17 protein-coding genes and 1 pseudogene are annotated in these 16917 nt (G+C 55.0%); 7 read left to right on the top strand and 11 right to left on the bottom strand.

Annotated features, from left to right (window positions below):
* Window positions 1-79 precede the first annotated feature (79 nt).
* Complete coding sequence (locus ACO0LM_RS12840; protein ID WP_423037650.1) at window positions 80-865, top strand: ABC transporter permease; 786 nt, start codon at window positions 80-82, stop codon at window positions 863-865.
* 24 nt (window positions 866-889) lie between these two features.
* Complete coding sequence (locus tag ACO0LM_RS12835; protein WP_423037648.1) at window positions 890-1747, top strand: ABC transporter ATP-binding protein; 858 nt, start codon at window positions 890-892, stop codon at window positions 1745-1747.
* An 18-nt stretch (window positions 1748-1765) separates the two neighbouring features.
* Here the strand turns inward: ACO0LM_RS12835 and ACO0LM_RS12830 are convergent, their stop codons facing one another.
* The 5 genes from ACO0LM_RS12830 to ACO0LM_RS12810 form a co-directional block, all read right to left on the bottom strand.
* Complete coding sequence (locus ACO0LM_RS12830) at window positions 1766-3181, bottom strand: RtcB family protein (protein ID WP_423037646.1); 1416 nt, start codon at window positions 3179-3181, stop codon at window positions 1766-1768.
* Between the two features lie 261 nt (window positions 3182-3442).
* Window positions 3443-4099, bottom strand: coding sequence for a flavin reductase family protein (locus ACO0LM_RS12825; protein ID WP_423037644.1), 657 nt, complete (start codon window positions 4097-4099; stop codon window positions 3443-3445).
* 188 nt (window positions 4100-4287) lie between these two features.
* Window positions 4288-5172: a type 1 glutamine amidotransferase domain-containing protein gene (locus tag ACO0LM_RS12820; RefSeq protein ID WP_423037642.1), complete on the bottom strand. Its 885-nt coding sequence runs from the start codon at window positions 5170-5172 to the stop codon at window positions 4288-4290.
* A gap of 43 nt (window positions 5173-5215) precedes the next feature.
* The gene (locus ACO0LM_RS12815) at window positions 5216-6310 is read right to left on the bottom strand and encodes an alkene reductase (protein ID WP_423037640.1); all 1095 of its coding nucleotides are present in this window, start codon (window positions 6308-6310) and stop codon (window positions 5216-5218) included.
* A 64-nt stretch (window positions 6311-6374) separates the two neighbouring features.
* Window positions 6375-7175 (bottom strand): SDR family NAD(P)-dependent oxidoreductase, encoded by an 801-nt coding sequence (locus ACO0LM_RS12810; protein ID WP_423037638.1) that lies wholly within the window; start codon window positions 7173-7175, stop codon window positions 6375-6377.
* 162 nt (window positions 7176-7337) lie between these two features.
* Between ACO0LM_RS12810 and ACO0LM_RS12805 the strand changes: the two genes are divergently transcribed.
* Together ACO0LM_RS12805 and ACO0LM_RS12800 are read left to right on the top strand one after the other, a co-directional pair.
* A complete protein-coding gene (locus ACO0LM_RS12805; RefSeq protein ID WP_423037636.1) occupies window positions 7338-7871 on the top strand; it encodes a MarR family winged helix-turn-helix transcriptional regulator in 534 nt (177 codons plus the stop codon).
* 37 nt (window positions 7872-7908) lie between these two features.
* On the top strand, window positions 7909-8073 hold the full coding sequence (locus ACO0LM_RS12800) for a hypothetical protein (protein WP_423037634.1): 165 nt from the start codon (window positions 7909-7911) through the stop codon (window positions 8071-8073).
* Window positions 8074-8120: 47 nt separating this feature from the next.
* Here the strand turns inward: ACO0LM_RS12800 and ACO0LM_RS12795 are convergent.
* Window positions 8121-8587 (bottom strand): annotated as a pseudogene (locus ACO0LM_RS12795) (RtcB family protein); the annotation flags it as partial.
* Between ACO0LM_RS12795 and ACO0LM_RS12790 the strand changes: the two are divergent.
* The gene (locus ACO0LM_RS12790; protein ID WP_423037632.1) at window positions 8537-8842 is read left to right on the top strand and encodes a HupE/UreJ family protein; all 306 of its coding nucleotides are present in this window, start codon (window positions 8537-8539) and stop codon (window positions 8840-8842) included. The pseudogene ACO0LM_RS12795 and the gene ACO0LM_RS12790 sit on opposite strands and share 51 nt — an antisense overlap.
* A 148-nt stretch (window positions 8843-8990) precedes the next feature.
* Here the strand turns inward: ACO0LM_RS12790 and ACO0LM_RS12785 are convergent, their stop codons facing one another.
* The 3 genes from ACO0LM_RS12785 to ACO0LM_RS12775 all read right to left on the bottom strand — a co-directional run bounded on the left by ACO0LM_RS12785 (window position 8991) and on the right by ACO0LM_RS12775 (window position 13050).
* On the bottom strand, window positions 8991-10454 hold the full coding sequence (locus ACO0LM_RS12785; protein ID WP_423037630.1) for a serine hydrolase: 1464 nt from the start codon (window positions 10452-10454) through the stop codon (window positions 8991-8993).
* 167 nt (window positions 10455-10621) lie between these two features.
* Window positions 10622-11797 carry an acetyl-CoA C-acetyltransferase gene (locus tag ACO0LM_RS12780; RefSeq protein ID WP_423037628.1) on the bottom strand — a complete coding sequence of 392 codons (1176 nt, stop codon included), beginning with the start codon at window positions 11795-11797 and terminating at the stop codon, window positions 10622-10624.
* 344 nt (window positions 11798-12141) lie between these two features.
* A complete protein-coding gene (locus ACO0LM_RS12775; RefSeq protein ID WP_423037626.1) occupies window positions 12142-13050 on the bottom strand; it encodes a LysR family transcriptional regulator in 909 nt (302 codons plus the stop codon).
* 126 nt (window positions 13051-13176) lie between these two features.
* Here ACO0LM_RS12775 and ACO0LM_RS12770 point away from each other — a divergent pair, with 126 nt between their 5' ends.
* Entirely contained in the window at window positions 13177-14979 is a 1803-nt protein-coding gene (locus ACO0LM_RS12770) for a sulfatase-like hydrolase/transferase (protein WP_423037624.1), read from the top strand.
* A gap of 143 nt (window positions 14980-15122) precedes the next feature.
* Entirely contained in the window at window positions 15123-15512 is a 390-nt protein-coding gene (locus ACO0LM_RS12765; protein WP_423037622.1) for a hypothetical protein, read from the top strand.
* A 96-nt stretch (window positions 15513-15608) separates the two neighbouring features.
* Here ACO0LM_RS12765 and ACO0LM_RS12760 read toward each other — a convergent pair whose 3' ends face one another.
* Together ACO0LM_RS12760 and ACO0LM_RS12755 are read right to left on the bottom strand one after the other, a co-directional pair.
* Entirely contained in the window at window positions 15609-16172 is a 564-nt protein-coding gene (locus tag ACO0LM_RS12760) for a phasin family protein (RefSeq protein ID WP_422984642.1), read from the bottom strand.
* Between the two features lie 190 nt (window positions 16173-16362).
* Entirely contained in the window at window positions 16363-16917 is a 555-nt protein-coding gene (locus tag ACO0LM_RS12755) for a methylated-DNA--[protein]-cysteine S-methyltransferase (protein WP_423037620.1), read from the bottom strand.

The raw sequence follows: 16917 nt of genomic DNA, 5'->3' as shown, positions 1-16917 counted from the left end.
TTGAGTAACGAGGTGGTGCAGCGGAACATCCCACTGCACCACCCTTTTTCGATAAGTTTTGGCTACAGAATCGATCATCATGTCCCTACGCTTGCATCCAGGCATACAAAATATCTTCCTGCCGTACTCACCCTTCCATGCGGCACGCAGCTTGCTGCTGGTGCAGTTGATTATTGCGTTCACCTTGTGGAGTCTGCACAGCACCAGGGTATTGCCATCCCCGACAGAAATCGGCCTGGCCTGGCTCAAGCTGTTCAATGAACAAGGCTTGTTGCTGGAATTGTGGGCCAGCGTCAAGGTCTTGCTGCTGTCCCTGCTGATGTCAACCGGCATAGCGCTGCTGATCGCGGCGGCCAGTACCGCCCCCATCTTCCTGCCGCTGGCACGCTTTGCGTCGGTGTTGCGCTTTCTTGGTTTTGCCGGCCTCAGTTATCTGTTCATGCTGCTGACCAGTGACGGCTATGAATTGAAGCTGACCCTGCTGACCTTTGGTACCAGTGTCATGATGGTGACCGCCCTGATGGCGGAAGTACAGGCCATACCGCAAGATGCCATCGACCACTGCCAGACCCTGGGCATGCGCAACTGGCGCATCACCTATGAACTGGTGATACTCGGCAAGGCCGATACCCTGCTTGACCTGGTCAGGCAAAACGCCGCCATAGGCTGGACCTTGCTGACTATGGTGGAAGGCCTGACCCGCTCGGAAGGCGGCATCGGCGCGCTGCTATTGAACCAGAACCGTTACTTTCAACTCAGCGGCGTATTCGCCATACAGATCAGCATCCTGTCGTATGGCGTGGCGCAAGATTACCTGTTGGCTCGATTGAGACTGACACTCTGCCCTTACACCAGAACAAGCTAAATACACACATAACGAGAATGCAGCATGAATACCGCGATGACCACTTTACCTACCCAGCCAGCGCCCTTGCCCTATCAGGTGGGTGAACGGCTATTGAGCATAGAACAGCTATGCGTCAGCTATGGCCAACCAGTGCTGACCAATGTCAGTGCCCATATCGACAACCTGACACGCGACGGTGTGGAGCAAGGTCAGGTAGTCTGCCTGCTGGGTCCATCCGGCATAGGCAAGACGCAATTGTTCCGCTGCATCGCCGGCTTGCAAAAACCCAGTTCAGGCGGGGTCTACCTGAACGGCAAGAAAACCCCGGTCACACCCGGCGAAGTAGGTGTGGTCGCACAGCATTACCCTTTGCTGGCGCACCGCACGGTACTTGGCAATTTGCTGGTGGCGGCCAAACGCAAAATCGCCGACCATGCTCAGGCACAAGCAAAAGTCATCGCCCTGCTGGAAGAATTTGACCTGGCAGACAAGGCCCATTGCTACCCTGCCGCCCTGTCTGGCGGGCAGCGTCAGCGTATTGCCATCGCCCAGCAATCCTTATGCAGTGATCACTTCCTGCTGATGGATGAGCCTTTTTCCGGCCTTGATCCACTGGCCAAGGCCAAGGTCTGCGACACCATACTCAAGATATCGACCCTGGATGAACTCAATACCATCATCGTCGTCAGCCATGATATTGATGCATCGATTGCCATTGCCGATACCATCTGGCTGTTGGGGCGCGATTTTGACCAGGCCGGCAATCCTGTTTCAGGAGCACGTATCAAGTACCACTACGACTTGATAGAACGCGGCCTGGCCTGGCGCAGGAATATGGAAGACACTGCTGAATTCCAGGAATTGCGCAGGGAAATCAGGCAGCGTTTTACAGAGCTTTAAAAAGGGCACTGCCCTGGTCTATGCCTTAAACGTGATCCACGGCCTGAGCCTGACTGCTGCCCTGATCAGCCCGGCTTCTTCCTGCGCTTCTATGACCGGGCCTATGGGTTTATAGGCTTGCGGTGCTTCTTCGATGCGACGTTCTTCTCGCAGGGTCACACATTGCCAGCTTGCTTCTGCATTGTCGTGACGCATGCGTCGTACATCTTGCCGCCGGACCCGCCTGCCGGCACCATGGCTGCAAGACCATAACCAGTCAGGATTACCCAGCCCCTGCACCAGGTAACTGGCGTCGCCCATGGAGCCCGGTATCAGCGCCAGGTCACCATCGCGTGCGGGTGTGGCACCTTTTCTGTGTATGTTCATGCCATGTTCACGCAAGATAACGTTATGCGGGACATCCACGATCAGTTTCGACCTGGCCTCACCCAGCACGGCTTGCAACTGTTGCCTGACCAGTTCAGCCAGCACCATGCGATTGGCCCAGGCATAGCGTGCTGCCACACCCATGGCGTGCAGGTATTCCCCTGCCAGTTCACCACTGAGACCATACAACGCACTGTCGGGATGTTTCAAACCGGCTGGCCATTCTGATCTGGCCCTGTCCATCCAGCGCTGGCCGACATAGAAGCCGACATCGCGCGAGCCACTATGTATCATGACCACCATATCGTCTTTTGCCAGACCCGCGCGATAAGCCAGATGGCGGTCGAATACAGCGTCAACTATCTGCAATTCAACAAAGTGATTGCCTCCGCCGGTGGTCCCCAGACTGGGGTCGCGCATTATGCCGTTGCGATTAAACCAGGCTTCGGGCGCATAGCGGCTTGCACCGCCAAATTCATGCAGACCTATGCAGGCAGCAAGTTCTTGCTGCAACCTGTCCCGGTCTGCCGCTGCCCAGATGCCGCTATCTGGCAAGCTATCCAGAAAAGCTGCCGGGCCGGCATCGCACAGTGCGGCAAAAGCCTGGGCATGTGCGGGGACATCCCTGGCATTTTCCAGCAAGACTCTTTGCAATTGGCGGATCAACGCATCTTTATGCAGGCTGGCCTGTGTCAGGTTGAAACCTGTCGTCAACAAGCGCATGCCGCAATTGATATCTGTACCGATGGCGGCCGGAATCACGAAGTCGGCATCGGTGGCGACGATGGAGCCTACCGGCGCAATGCTGCCGGGATGGAAATCCGGTGTAGCACAGGCCTTGCAAACCCCATGACTGTTATCCGGAGATTTGACTGCAGCAAAAGCCAGCAATTGCCTGACCGCCTTTTCTTCCAGCGGAAGCGAGTCTGGCAGCAACACTGAAGCCTGCGCATGTACATTGTGGAGTTGAAATATGCCATTGGCATGTTCAACATGGATGCCCTGTCTTTGTAGCGCCGATTGGAGACGGGAAAAAGACGGAGGTGAGGAACGGAGAATAGAAGTCATGACGGCTACCAAAATTTGAAGTACAGGTGCGCCTCCGGCGATTCGGGGCATTTGTACCTCTAGCAGCAGCGCCAAGAGGAAAGTGTTAAGTATAAACAAATTTGCTGCAATTGCAAATATTGCTATGCATGGAGCGGCATGTCGGACTTGATGCCGGCCACCGAAAGAACACCTTCGTCCCCACAGCTTCCCCGGCCGGTTTCAAGCGCGCCAGGCGCTCGGCCTCAGTTGGGTCGCGGCCAGCCCAATAGCGAAAAGCCGCTATTCCTTGCCGTGAGCAGCCGTGTCGCTGGCACCTGCAGGCCGGGAAACCTGGAAGACGTTCTCAGGTAAGACCTGAACGTAGTCGTTCAAGCCCCCGGAACGTAAGATCGGATAGGCTTGCGCGGTCTGGTACACGCCGTCCTTCAAGAGTAATTTGTCGATGTGCACGGCCACCACCTCGCCGAGGACCAGCCAGCTGTTCACCTTCTCGCCATCCGTGTTTCGAAACTGGACGATATCGATGACCTTGCACTCCATCGCGGCACGGCTTTCCCCCACGCGGGGTACATTGACCACACGACCCGGCATGGCTGTGAGGCCTGCGAAGGAGAACTCGTCCTCGCCATGCGCAAGTGGAGTGGCAGTCTGGTTCATCTGGTCGCCCAACTCTCGTGTCACCAAATTCCAGACGAACTCGCGTGTTTCGGATGCGTTCTGCACACTGTCCTTCCAGGTGATCGAAGAGAACCCGATGATGGGCGGATCGTAGTTGAACGCGTTGAAAAAACTGTAGGGAGCCAGATTGACTCGCCCCTGCGCGTCCCGCGTCGATATCCAGCCGATTGGACGTGGGGCGATTAGCGCATTCAGTGGGTTATGACTCAGCCCATGGCCCTTGGAGGGCTCGTAGTAGTGGAAGTCTCGTGTGATCATTCTGGCGGTTTTCTGCGATGTGCATCGCGCTATTAAGGTAACTCGATCAGCGGTAATACATGTCCCACCTTCACGAGTGCAAAGAAGGCTGTGACTATGAACTGGATCGCGTGCGGATCAGTTTTCAGCCGCTTTTTTTTGTGCGAAGTGCGGCAGAACCTGTGCTGGCCAGCACAGGTTCACTCCCTTTATTTAGCTTGTGCGGCCAACTTCGCCATCAAAGCCTGGCCGAAGACATCGGTCGACAGGGGCTGTTGGCCGGTGATCAATTCCCGGTCAACTACGACGTTGGCTTGCCAATCTGCAGCATTCTGAACAATGGCGCCGGCTGCGGTCAAAGCTGCGTCCGGATAGAAGAGGACCTGACCACCGAGTTGCGCGTTACCTTCTATCTGCTTTTCTTCGGATGTTGCAAAGACACTCAGCTTGTAACCCGCATACGTCCATCCCTGCGACAGGCTCTTGACCGTAGCGGTATCGCCAGCGATGAGGGCAGACTGAAACTTGGCTGCCTCAGGTAGGGTGGCCAAAAGAGCGATCGGTCCGTGGCAAATGATCGCTGTAGGCTTCGCGGCCGCGTGGAAGTTCTTCAGGATGGTGCCGAGCGACTGGTCCTTCAGCAAGTCTTGCATCGGTGCGTGGCCGCCCGGAATGAACACCGCTGCATAGCCACTGGCGCCTTCTGTGGCAACCGATGCCAAGGTTTTGGGCTTCTTCAACGAATCGAACTTCGCTACGAAAGAAAGTGCGTCTTCGCGCTTCACATCGTTTCCTCCGAAATAATTCTTGTTGTTCGAATTCGCATCCATTTCTGGTGTGTCGCCTTTTGGATTGGCGAACACTGGCGTGTACCCCGCTTCGACCAGCATCCGCAGTGGAACAGCAAGCTCGTTGAGGAAGTAACCCGTTTTGTACTGTTTGCCATCCCGGAGTTCGAGTTCATGGGCGCTCGACATCACTACAAGGATCTTTCCCTTGGTAGCGGCGGAGGCGCCAGCTGGCATGAGACTGGCCGTGGCCGCAAGCGCGATGGACATGAGCGCGGTTTTGAAAGTATTCATGTTGAAAGTCATATTGGTTCCTTTAGTCATTCGTGAGGTTGAGGTGGGTTGAGAGTCAGAGAACGGTTGATGCCTGACTGGCGAGCGTCGGATAGTCGGTGTAGCCCTTGGCACCGGGCGTGTAGAACGTGGTCGGGTCAGGCGCATTCAATGGCGCGTCCTGGCGCATGCGCTCGACCAGATCAGGGTTGGCAATGAAAGGCCTGCCCATGGCTACCAGGTCCGCGCGACCTTCGCTCAGCGCCTGTTGTGCGCTGACTTTGTCCTGCCCGCCGGCGAGAATGAAAGGGCCGTCGAACGCAGCCCTCAAATCGGCTTTCAGCTTGGCCGGTACAGGCGGCGCGCCCATCGCCGAATGGTCCAGCACGTGAACATACATGAGGCCGAGCGCGGAGAGTTGCTTGACCAGCACCAGGTACTGTTCGTCCACGCCTTCGTATGCGCCGGCAGCATTGACCACGCCATGGGGCGACAAGCGGATGCCCACTCGCTCAGCACCAATCTCCTTCACAGCCGCACGGGCAACCTCCAGCACCAAGCGGTTGCGTCCTTCAGCCGTGCCGCCGTAACCATCCGTGCGGCGGTTGATGTTGGCATTCAGGAATTGCTCGAGAAAGTAGCCGTTGGCGGCGTGTAACTCGATGCCGTCAAAGCCGGCCTGGATGGCAAGGCGCGCGGCCTTTGTGTATTCGCCGATCACGGCCTGGATGTCGGCCTCGGTCATGGCGCGCGGCGGCGTGTGTGGCTGGCTGCCTTGGGTATCGGTCCACATCTCGCCAGGGCAGGTCTCCGGTGAAGGTCCCAGCACTTCTGCGCCAGCCGGCAGGTTGGCCTGGTGGGTCACGCGGCCGGTATGCATTAGCTGCACGACGATCTTGCCGCCCTTGGCATGCACTGCGTCGGTCACGAGCTTCCAGCCTTGCACCTGGGCGTCATTGAACAGGCCGGGGATACGGGCATAACCCAAGCCATTGGGTGACGGTGAGGTTCCTTCCGTAATGATGAGGCCGGCGCTTGCACGCTGGGCATAATAAGCTGCCATCAAGCTGTTGGGCGTGTTGTTGTCGCTTGCGCGGCTGCGCGTCAGCGGCGACATCACGGCGCGATTGTTGAGCTGGGTGGAACGCAGTGAGAAGGCTTCGAAAAGCATGGACTGTCCTTGGAAAATGAAAAAGGTGAAAAATAGAAGAGCAGTGACACTCAGTTAGCGGGAATCAAGCGATCTTGTAACGAGGAGCTGGCGTTCCGGCTTGGGTGTTCGCGAACAGTTCGGAACGGGCCGCGTCGTATTTCTCCCACAGCGTTGCATCGGCGACCGATGGCCATGTGACGGTTTCGCCCTGATCCAAGCCCGCGAGGGCTGCATCGACCATGTGTTCGGTCGTCATCAGCGTATTTTTGTTGAGGGCCGCCAGCGGGACGCCCGACAGATCCCAGAGCTCAGTGGCTGTGGATGCGGGCAAGACCAATTGAACTTTTACGCCGGTTTCGGCAAGTTCTTGCTGCAACCCTCTACTGTATTGCAAGACAAAGGCCTTGGTACCGCTATAGATGGCGCTGATCGGCAGCGAGTGGACAGCCAGGGCAGATGCGATATTGATGATCAGGCCCTGGTTTCTCGCCACGAAAGCGGGCAGCGCAGCTTGCGTCAGGCGCGTCAGCGCTGTGATATTCAGGGCAATCTGGGACTGTGCGTCGTCCGCCGACGTTTGGGCAGCCGGTCCCAGTCGCGCAATGCCAGCGTTGTTCACCAGGACGCGCACGTCTCCATTGGTGGCCAGAAGCGTCTCAATCCGCGCCAGGTCCTGGTCTTTGGTCAGATCGGCTGAGATTGCCTCGGCTTTGATACCGTGCGCCTTTGAGAGTTGCGCGCAGAGGGCTTCCAGGCGATCAGCGCGCCGGGCGACGAGAATGAGATCGTATCCACGCGCAGCGAGGCGATCCGCATAAACGGCTCCGATACCGGAGGAAGCCCCGGTGACAAGGGCGACATTCTTAGAGTTTGGATTTGTCATTGATAGCCTTCTATTATGGTTAAGTGCTCAAGTAATATAATTGAGGGCTCAAGCATAATACAAAAAACGACTCAAGTGCAATATAATTGAGGGCTAAAGTGTAAACTTGACAGCAAGTGGCTTGCCGATGGTGCAGCACGCAACAATTTTTAAACTATGGGTATGACCTCAAATCTTATTGATACGAAAAACAGTCCGGATTCGCCCGCCACAAGTGAGCAGGAAATCCTGGTCGGACGGGTCTGCACGGCCACGTCACTGCGCCTTGCAGCGCGCAGACTTGGGCAACTGTATGACGAGGCACTGGCACCGTTGGACCTCAAAGCCACGCAGCTCGCACTCATCTCAGAAATAGACAAGCTCACGGGTGCCGATCAACAAGGACCAACGTTGCAGGATCTGGCGACCCGGCTTGCTATCCAACTTTCGGCTCTGACCCATGCGCTCAGACCGCTGGTCCGCGATGGAATTGTTGAACTGCGTCAGGACGTCCAAGACCGGCGGACCAAACACGGCGTTCTCACCCCGCTTGGCAAGACACTGCTTTCCGAAGCATTGGTGCGCTGGGCGGTAGCAAACGATCAGGTAGAGGTCGCTCTGGGCCCCGCATCAGCTGCAAGCTTGCGGGCACTGGCCGATCAGGTGGCTTCCGACGCGTTTCTAGTTGCCTATAAAGCGGAGATCACCTCCAGTTGAACCTGAGTGTGTCGTCCGGGCTGATACCATCTGGCTATTGGGACGCGACCATGAGCCGGCCGGCCATCCGGTTTCCGGTGCCCGCATCAAGTATCACTATGACCTGATAGGACGCGGCCTGGCCTGGCGCGGGAACATGGAAGACACGGCAGAATTCCAGGCACTGCGCAGGGAAATCAGACAGCGATTTATAGAGCTTTAAATACTGAGCTTCAAATACGGCGCTCTAAACATAGTCCCGCGCAGAGTCTATGCCTTGAACGTAACCCACGGCCTTAGCCGGACTGCTGCCCTGATCAGCCCGGCTTCTTCCTGCGCTTCTATGACCGGGCCTATGGGTTTATAGGCTTGCGGTGCTTCTTCAATACGACGTTCTTCTCGCAGGGTCACACATTGCCAGCTTGCCTCTGCATTGTCGTGGCGCAGGCGTCGTACATCCTGCCGCCGTACCCGTCTGCCGGCACCATGGCTGCAAGACCATAACCAGTCAGGATTACCCAGCCCCTGCACCAGATAGCTTGCGTCACCCATGGAACCCGGTATCAGCGCCAGGTCACCATCGCGTGCGGGCGTGGCACCTTTTCTGTGTAACATGCTGCCACACCCATGGCTTGCAGGTATTCCCCAGCCAGTTCACCAGTGAGACCATACAGCGCACTGTCGGGATGTTTCAGGGGCGGCGCTGGCTGGTCGCGTTCAGCTTCGGCCTGATCCATGGCTTTGGTTTCGCCAGTGTACTGGCTGACCTTGGCTTGCTACAATCGGCGCTGGTCATGGCATTGGTCGGTTTTAACCTGGGCGTGGAAATTGGCCAGTTGACCATCGTTGCAGGATTTCTGCCGCTGGCTTTCCTGCTGCGCCGCCACTGGCTGTATCAGCGTGCCATCGTGCAAGCGGGATCAGGACTGATCATCATCATCGCTCTGATATGGTTTATTGAACGTGCTTTTAACATGTGTCTTATTTCCTAACGCCGGTATGCCTGTTCGTCCAGGGACAGGGTAAGGTGGATCCCTGATACAGATACCTGCATAAAAAAATCCCGGGCTCATTGGTCATGGATCATTGGCCCGGGATTTTTTTACAAAGACCTGCGCTTGAGCTGGCTTCGATTTGCCGTCATTTGATCTTCTTGCCGCTTGATTTGTTTTCTCCGTGAACGGTCATGCCGGTCACAATACCGCTGGCATCTTTTTCAAAATGTACAGTAACGTCATTATTCAGCATAAAGTAGTTACCGTTGACATCCGGGAACAACTCTTGCTGGAAAGCACCCAGGGGGTCAGCCTTGATGTGCAGACGATCACCATCCGCTGTGACGACAACAGGAAAACTGGCTACGGTATATTCACCGGCAAATTTTTTATATTCTCCAGCATCGCCGGCGACAGCCACTTTTTCTATGACCCGGTAATCGGTCCAGCCATATTCTACCGAGATGGCACGCAAAACTTCCTGTATCAGTTCTGCGCCATTGTCGCTATTCGTCATCAGGGTTGCGCCCTGGCCAGTGCTGTTGAAGGCAGTCATCATGGTGCGAATACCCATGTTGCCACCAGAGTGACCAAAGCTCTCATGTTCATCCTTGACTGCCCCTACAAACAAGCCCAGACCGTAATCACTGAGCTTGCTGCGCGTCAGCATTTGCCTGGTCATGTTCTGTGACAGCACTTTATTCGATGTGCCTGCGCTGCTTTGCTGTATCTCAATGACAAAGCGTGCCAGATCTGATGGCGTGGTCCACAAGCCTGCTGCTGCCAGTTCAGGATATCGGTGCCAGTTGCCAGGCACAGGCTTGCCATCTGCCACATAGGTAGAAGCCGTCATTGCCTGCCACTGTACAGGTAACTCAAAGCTGCTGTGTTCCATGCCCAGCTTGTCGAGCACGGTTTTTTTCATCAAGGCGGGAAAGCTTTCATGCGTGGTATCCGTCATCAATAGCTGGACTATGGAATACCCGCCACCAGAATAACTCCAGGCACTGCCAGGCAAAGCGGTCACTCTGACAGCCGCTGAATTGGCCGGCTTTTTGCCGTCCAGAATTTGCAGCAAAGTTGGCACGTCTTGGTTGTATGCGTAACCCTGAAAACCATGCACATTCACGCCGGCGGTATGGCTTAACAGTCCGCGCAAAGTGACTGCCTGTTGGGCAGTATAGGCACTGCCAGGCAGCTTCCATGACACCAACTGCTGATTGACATCCCCGTCCAGACTTAACGTGCCGCGTTCAACCAGAGCCAATGCCGCCATGGCTGTCACCGATTTACTGATCGATGCGGCCTGGAACCTGGTTTCGACAGTCACTGGCCGTTTGCTGGCCAGGTCGGCATAGCCGTAGCCACGCGCCCATTCAATTTTGCCGTGATTGATGAGTGCAATACTGATGCCTGGTACCTTGAGTGCTTCCATCCGATCGGATAAACGCATGGGCTGCACAGGCTTGCCCTTGATCACGGCTTGTGGCAGCAAGCCATTCTCTACATGGCGTATATGTTCAGCTATCGTGGCAGTATCATCCGCAACTGCCTGTGTTGCGTAGATTAACAAGGACAGGCAGGCTAAAGGGAAAACGACTTTCTTCATTTTTTAATGAACCCGGTTAGTGGCAGACATGGTCTGGAGCGGGCTGACTCTAGCACGTGTCATGCATGGCTAGCAACACAGTAAGCCCACCTTCCTTTTACCAGGCGATAAAAAACCCCGCTGAATACATACAGCGGGGTTCATAAGTGAAAGCAGTGCAGCCTGGCTTAGCGCTCTATCGCCAGCGCCACACCCATGCCACCACCGATACACAAACTCGCCAGGCCTTTTTTGGCATCGCGACGTATCATTTCATGGATCAGGCTGACCAGGATGCGGGCACCCGATGCGCCGATAGGGTGACCAATCGCAATCGCACCACCGTTGACATTGATCTTGCTGGTATCCCAGCCCATTTCCTTATTGACGCCGATGGCTTGTGCTGCAAAGGCTTCATTGATTTCCATCAGGTCCAGATCCTGATGTGTCCAGCCAGCTTTTTTCAGGCACAACTGGGCGGCGGGAACTGGTCCCATGCCCATGATGGTTGGATCAATACCGGCAGAAGAATAAGCTTTGATGCGGGCCAGCACTGGCAAACCCAGCTCGTCCGCTTTTTTGGCGGACATCATGATGACAGCAGCAGCACCATCGTTCAGGCCGGATGCATTACCGGCAGTGACCGTGCCATTCTTGTCGAAAGCCGGACGCAGCGAAGCCAGCGATTCCAGCGTGGTGCCGTGCTTGATGAATTCATCACTGTCAAATACGGTCGTGCCTTTTTTGCTGACCAGTTCAAAAGGAATGATTTCATCCTTGAACTTGCCGGCCTTTTGCGCAGCTTCTGCCTTGTTTTGGGATGCCAGGGCAAACAAGTCTTGCTCTTCACGGGTGACGCCAAATTTTTTGGCGACGTTTTCGGCAGTGATACCCATGTGGTACTGGTTATACACGTCCCACAGACCGTCGACGATCATGGTATCGACCAGCTTGGCGTCGCCCATGCGGAAACCGTCGCGGGAACCGTTCAATACATGGGGGGAAGCACTCATGTTTTCCTGGCCACCGGCGATGATGATGTTGGCATCACCGGCTTTGATGGCTTGCGCCGCCAGATGCGTTGCTTTCAAACCACTGCCGCATACCTTGTTGATGGTGAAGGCTGGCACCATGTCTGGCAAACCCGCCTTGATGACCGCCTGACGCGCTGCATTCTGGCCAACACCAGCAGTCAACACCTGACCGAGGATGACTTCATTGATCAGATCGCCACTGATGCCGGTCTTTGCCAGCAAGGCCTTGATGACATGGGCGCCCAGTTCGGAAGCAGCCGTTTTTGCCAAAGAGCCGCCAAATTTACCTACTGCAGTACGGCCTGCAGCTACGATTACCACGTCTTGCATGTGAATTCTCCTGGTTTTACCTCTGAGGGTATTGGGATGGTCAAACGAATGCTGCTAAAAACAGGACTTACGCAAAATTGTTCCAGCAAGCTTATCACTTTAGGAAACCTCCCTTGCACGGGAGGTTCGTTTCGTTGGCAGACAACATGTTGTCTGAAACCCCAACTACACCGACAGCGACGACGACAGTACTTTAGTACGGCTAGGAAGCTGCAACGCAGCTGGAGCAATTTTGCGTAAGTCCTAAATAGAATACATCCTCTAGCTTACCATTGCTCGCGCTTGCAGGAGGTGGCACACTTTAAAAAAGATGGTGTTTTGCCATGAAGCTGGCTTGATGTGTATCAGAACAACGGCTCTTTTATATGTTCCGCCACTTTGGCCAACACCAATTCCGCCATCGGTGACAGGCTGCGCCGTTCCAGGCTGACCACGCCTATTTCGGCATGAATGGCTTGCCAGCCATCCACTTTCAACTCGACCAGCTCACCATTTCCCAGCTCTTTTGCCACCGCTGCATGGGTGCATAAGAGGATGGCATCGCTATGCATGACCACCTGTTTCAAGACGTGGATATTGTCGCAGGTGGTCACCAGCGGCAGATCCTGACCCGGTTCCAGCCCCAGCGCCTTGCGCAGGGATGGCAGGAAAATATCTGCCAGGTACACACTGGCATAGCTGGCGCTTTGCAGATCATGCACGCTCAGCATGCCTCTTGCTATTAGTGGGTGCCCACTACGACAATACAACCCGCCAAACTGACGCGTCAGGTGTCTGGTTTTGACACGTTTGTTGGGGTTCAGGGTGCGGGTATCGGCGATGAAAAATTCCAGCTTCTCGGCCAGCAGGTGTTCCATCAGGGTATCGCTGTTATTCACTTCCAGCACCGTGCGCATACGTGGGTAAGTGACCGCCAACTCCGTCAGCACCGCTGGCAGAAAGCTACCCGCCGGGAAAGGCCCGGCCCCGAAGCTGATCTGGCCACTTTCGCAATCGCGAAGTTGTGTCATCTCTTGCTTCAGACTATTCGCGGCATGCAGCAAATCGCGCGCACGTGTGACCAGTTGGCGGCCAGCGGCCGTCACAGTGGCACCGGCCTGGTCGCGGTCAAACAGGCGCATGCCCAGTTCATCTTCCAGACCAGAAATACTGCGGCTTAATGCTGGCTGGCTGAGATTGAGCTTGTCTGCCGCGCGGGCAAAATTACCTTGCTCTGCCAGTACAACCGCATGTTTGAGCTTGTTCAGGTTCATCGCAAGTGCATGGTCACGCCATACTTTTTAAGCATTGAGATAATAATTATAATGCATTGGACGTATGCACCCAAGTATCCCACACTGCCTGTATCAATAGCAGCTGCAAGCTCAGGTGGAGACCCTATGGCAAACCAGGAAAGCAAGATCAGTCGCAGAAAAGTGCTGGCAGCGATGGCAGGCGTGGGTCTTGGGGCCGCCATAGGCGGTGCGGCTGACAAGCATCAGAGGCCGCGCAGCATACCCAATGTGCCGGGGGCGATGTCTGCGGCAGGCCTGCGCCAGCGGCGACCGAATATCTTGCTGATCGTGAATGACCAGTTGCGACACTGGCAAGACCTGCCATCTGGCCTGGGTCTGTCAGCGCATGAGATGCTGCTGGAGCAGGGCATAGGCATGACGAATTTCCATGCGAATACCACGCCCTGCTCGCCTTCACGCTCGAATATGTATTTCGGCCAGCATACCCAGCACACGCAGATGACGGCGAATGTCGATGCACCACCGGCTTTCCCGCAACTGGCGGATGGTTTGCCCAGTCTCGGGCATTTGTTAAGAGCACAGGGCTACTACACTGCCTACAAGGGCAAATGGCACTTGAGCCATCTGCGCGCCGACCCCGGCCTGGTGTACGGACCTTACCCGACAACCGAAAATGCGCTTGAGCCTTTTGGTTTTTCTGACTACAACGCCGATGGTGACCCGCATGGTTCGACCTGGACCGGGTATCGCTATGACGGGCAGATCGCCAGCAATGCCGTGCAATGGCTGGGTAGCAAGGGGCGCGAGATGGGTAGTGTGCGTGGCAGGCAACCCTGGTTTCTGGCCGTGAATTTCGTCAATCCGCATGATGTCATGTACGTCAGTACCGGCGATAAACAAGTAGCCAGCCGACAGCAGCGCAATATGCTGTCGCCCCTGTCCTCGCCGCCGACCGGTGGCTTCTATGACAAAAACTGGGATCTGCCCCTGCCTGACAGTTATTACCAGGATAAATTGAGCGACAAACCCTGGGCCACGACTTCCTACATGGAGATGTGCAACTGGCTGTACGGCCAGATAGACCCGAACGATGAAGCCGCCTGGCGTGCCTATCAAAGCTATTACTTAAATTGCGTGCGCGATGTCGACAGCCATGCCCTGACCGTATTACAGGCATTGAAAAAACTGGGCATGGACAAGGACACCATCGTCATCTATACCTCAGACCATGGCGAAATGGCCGGTGCGCATAAGCTGCGCCAGAAAGGGCCTTTCATGTACAAGGAAAACATGCGCCTGCCCTTTATCGTACGCCACCCGGATGTGGCTGGCGGCAGGATAAGCAATGCACTGGGTTCACATATCGACCTGCTACCAACCATTCTGGGCATGGCCGGTGTGGATGCCCGTGCAACGGCAGAAAAATACCCTTACCTGAAGGGCATGGATATCAGTGCCGCCATCACCACGGCAGGCGCAAGCACAGAACGGGACAGGAAAGGTATCTTGTTCAATTATGGCGTGCCGCTGTATATGGACCCGGAGTTCACCCGCAAGGGGGCAAAAACCGGTAAGACCTATAGCAAGCTGAGCTCGCTGTTCATCGGTTTTCAAAGCGGCCAGTTTTTACCCAGCCTGGAAAATCCGGCCCTGTTCCGTGGCATCCATGATGGCCGCTATAAATTTGCCCGCTATTTCAAACCCGCCGATCACCACCAGCCACGCGACTGGCACAATCTGACCACCCGCAACCAGTTGGAGCTTTACGATACGCATACAGACCCGAATGAAATCACCAACCTGGCAGCCAAGCCGGAACTACATAAAGATTTGCTGCTGGACTTGAACAACAGATTGAATACACTGGTCACTGCCGAAGTCGGTGCCGACCTGGGCAAAGAATTACCAGGGCCGGCGTTCTTGTATCATCAAGGGGTAAAGGCTTGAGGTCTGAGAACCTGTTTACGATCTGTAGCGAGCGAGCGTCAGCGAGGTGAAGAGCAGCGCATGAGCCCCGATCACGCATGCGCTTAAGATCGTATACAGGTTCTAAAAATTACAAATAAGTTCGAATAGTAAAGGGAAACGACATGCAAGAAAAATCCATACGCAAAGTGCTATATGTCAGCGGCGTTGTGACCATGCTGGCGGGCTTGCAGTTTCTGGCACCTACCCTGTTCCTGCAGGCTTCCGGCATGCAGGTGGGTGATGTCACCGGCCTGTTCTTTGCCCGCCACTGGGGTTTGATGGCCTTTGTGGTCGGTGCATTGATCCTGTATGCCGTCAAACAGGTAGAGGCACGTCGTGCGATTTTACTGGCAGCGGCCACAGAAAAACTGGGGCTGGTCGTCATGCTGCTCATCAACTGGTCAGAACCCGCCTTGCAGGGCTTGCATATTGCGGCTATTTTTGATGGTGCCTGCGTGCTGCTATACCTGATTTATTTGCTGGAGAAACCGGCGCAGGCTACAGTTTCTTGATTTTAGACAGAAAAAAAATCCCCTCAGGTTTACACCATGAGGGGATTTTTGCACTACTGCTGCTCAATTTTCATTAAGCATGCAGCGAATGGCTAATTACTTCTTTTTAGAAGTTGCTTTTTCAGCAGCTTGTGTAAATTGCTGAGTTGCTTTGTTCAGGTTTTCTTCCAGAGTCTGAACAGCTTGCTTGGTAGTTTTGGACAGTTGTTCGTAACCGGCGTTGATGTTGCCAACAACGGATTTCAAAGCTGTCACAGCTTGTTCGGAACCGGCTGGTGCATTTTTTGTCACTTCGTCGATCAGGGAAATCACTTTGGTGTTTGTTTCAGCGATGTGCGCTTCAACAGCTTTAGTGAATTCTTGCTGAGTCGCTGTCGTGATGCTTGCCAGGTGACGGCCATAAGCCAGGGCTTTTTCTGCACTTGGCTGAGCTTGTGCTGCAGTCAGGGAGAAAAATTCTTGTGGGTCTTTGGCGCCGATCAATTGCTTGGCAGCAGCTGTACCTTCTTCGAAACTGGCTTTGGCAGCATTGACGTTCAGGGCAAACAACTGCTCCAGACCTTCAAAGGCTTTCTTGTTCAGGGAAGTCAGGGAAGCAAATTGGGCTTCCAGGTTAGCTTTAGTAGCAGCGATAAATTGTTCTGGTGTATTGGTAGTCATAACATTCTCCGGTAAAAGGAATTAAGTGGAATCAAACATCGGCAGCGCCTTCCATTAATTCTTGAATGGTGCACCGCAACAATTACGATTTTACACGGAGAATTTAAAAGGTCAAGCACTTTTTGTGCGTCGCACCAAAATTAGCTAAATTACACTCTCAGAATCCTGTCTGCAAGTTTCCCGCAAGAAATTACACAAAGCAGAGTGAGGACTGGTTCCGGCTGTGTTGCTCATGTTGCGCCTTAGGCTGGCCGTGTTTTGCCTGGCCATTCTCCAGCGCCAGCAAGGCTTGTTTATTCTCCAGGCCACCGGCATAACCCGTCAGCGCCCCTGAACTGGCGATCACACGATGGCAGGGAATGATGATGGAAATGGGGTTGCGCCCATTTGCCGCCCCGACTGCCCGTACCGCCGCCGGTTGCCGGATATGCTGGGCCAGTTGCCCATAGCTGGTGGTCATGCCAAACGGTATTTGCCGCAGCCCGGCCCAGACGGCTTGTTGAAACGCGGTACCAGCCGATACATCCAGCGGCAGGTCAAAATCCTGGCGCTGCCCGGCAAAATAGTCTTGCAGTTGCCGGACTGCCTGTAACAGCAAGGGATGCTGCGGATTCAGTTGCCAGCCAGCACTGCCCTTGAAATGCTTGTGATGTTCAAAATACACGCCACAAATACCGCTGTCACTGGCTGCCAGCAACAACGGGCCTAGTGGGCTGTCCATATTCATATAGTGGATGGTTTTCAT

The sequence above is a fragment of the Undibacterium sp. Di26W genome (genome assembly GCF_049340265.1).
Taxonomy (GTDB): Bacteria; Pseudomonadota; Gammaproteobacteria; order Burkholderiales; family Burkholderiaceae_D; genus Undibacterium.
The sequence above is the reverse complement of the archived record's forward strand: the minus strand, read 5'-3'. Positions and strand labels throughout refer to the sequence as shown.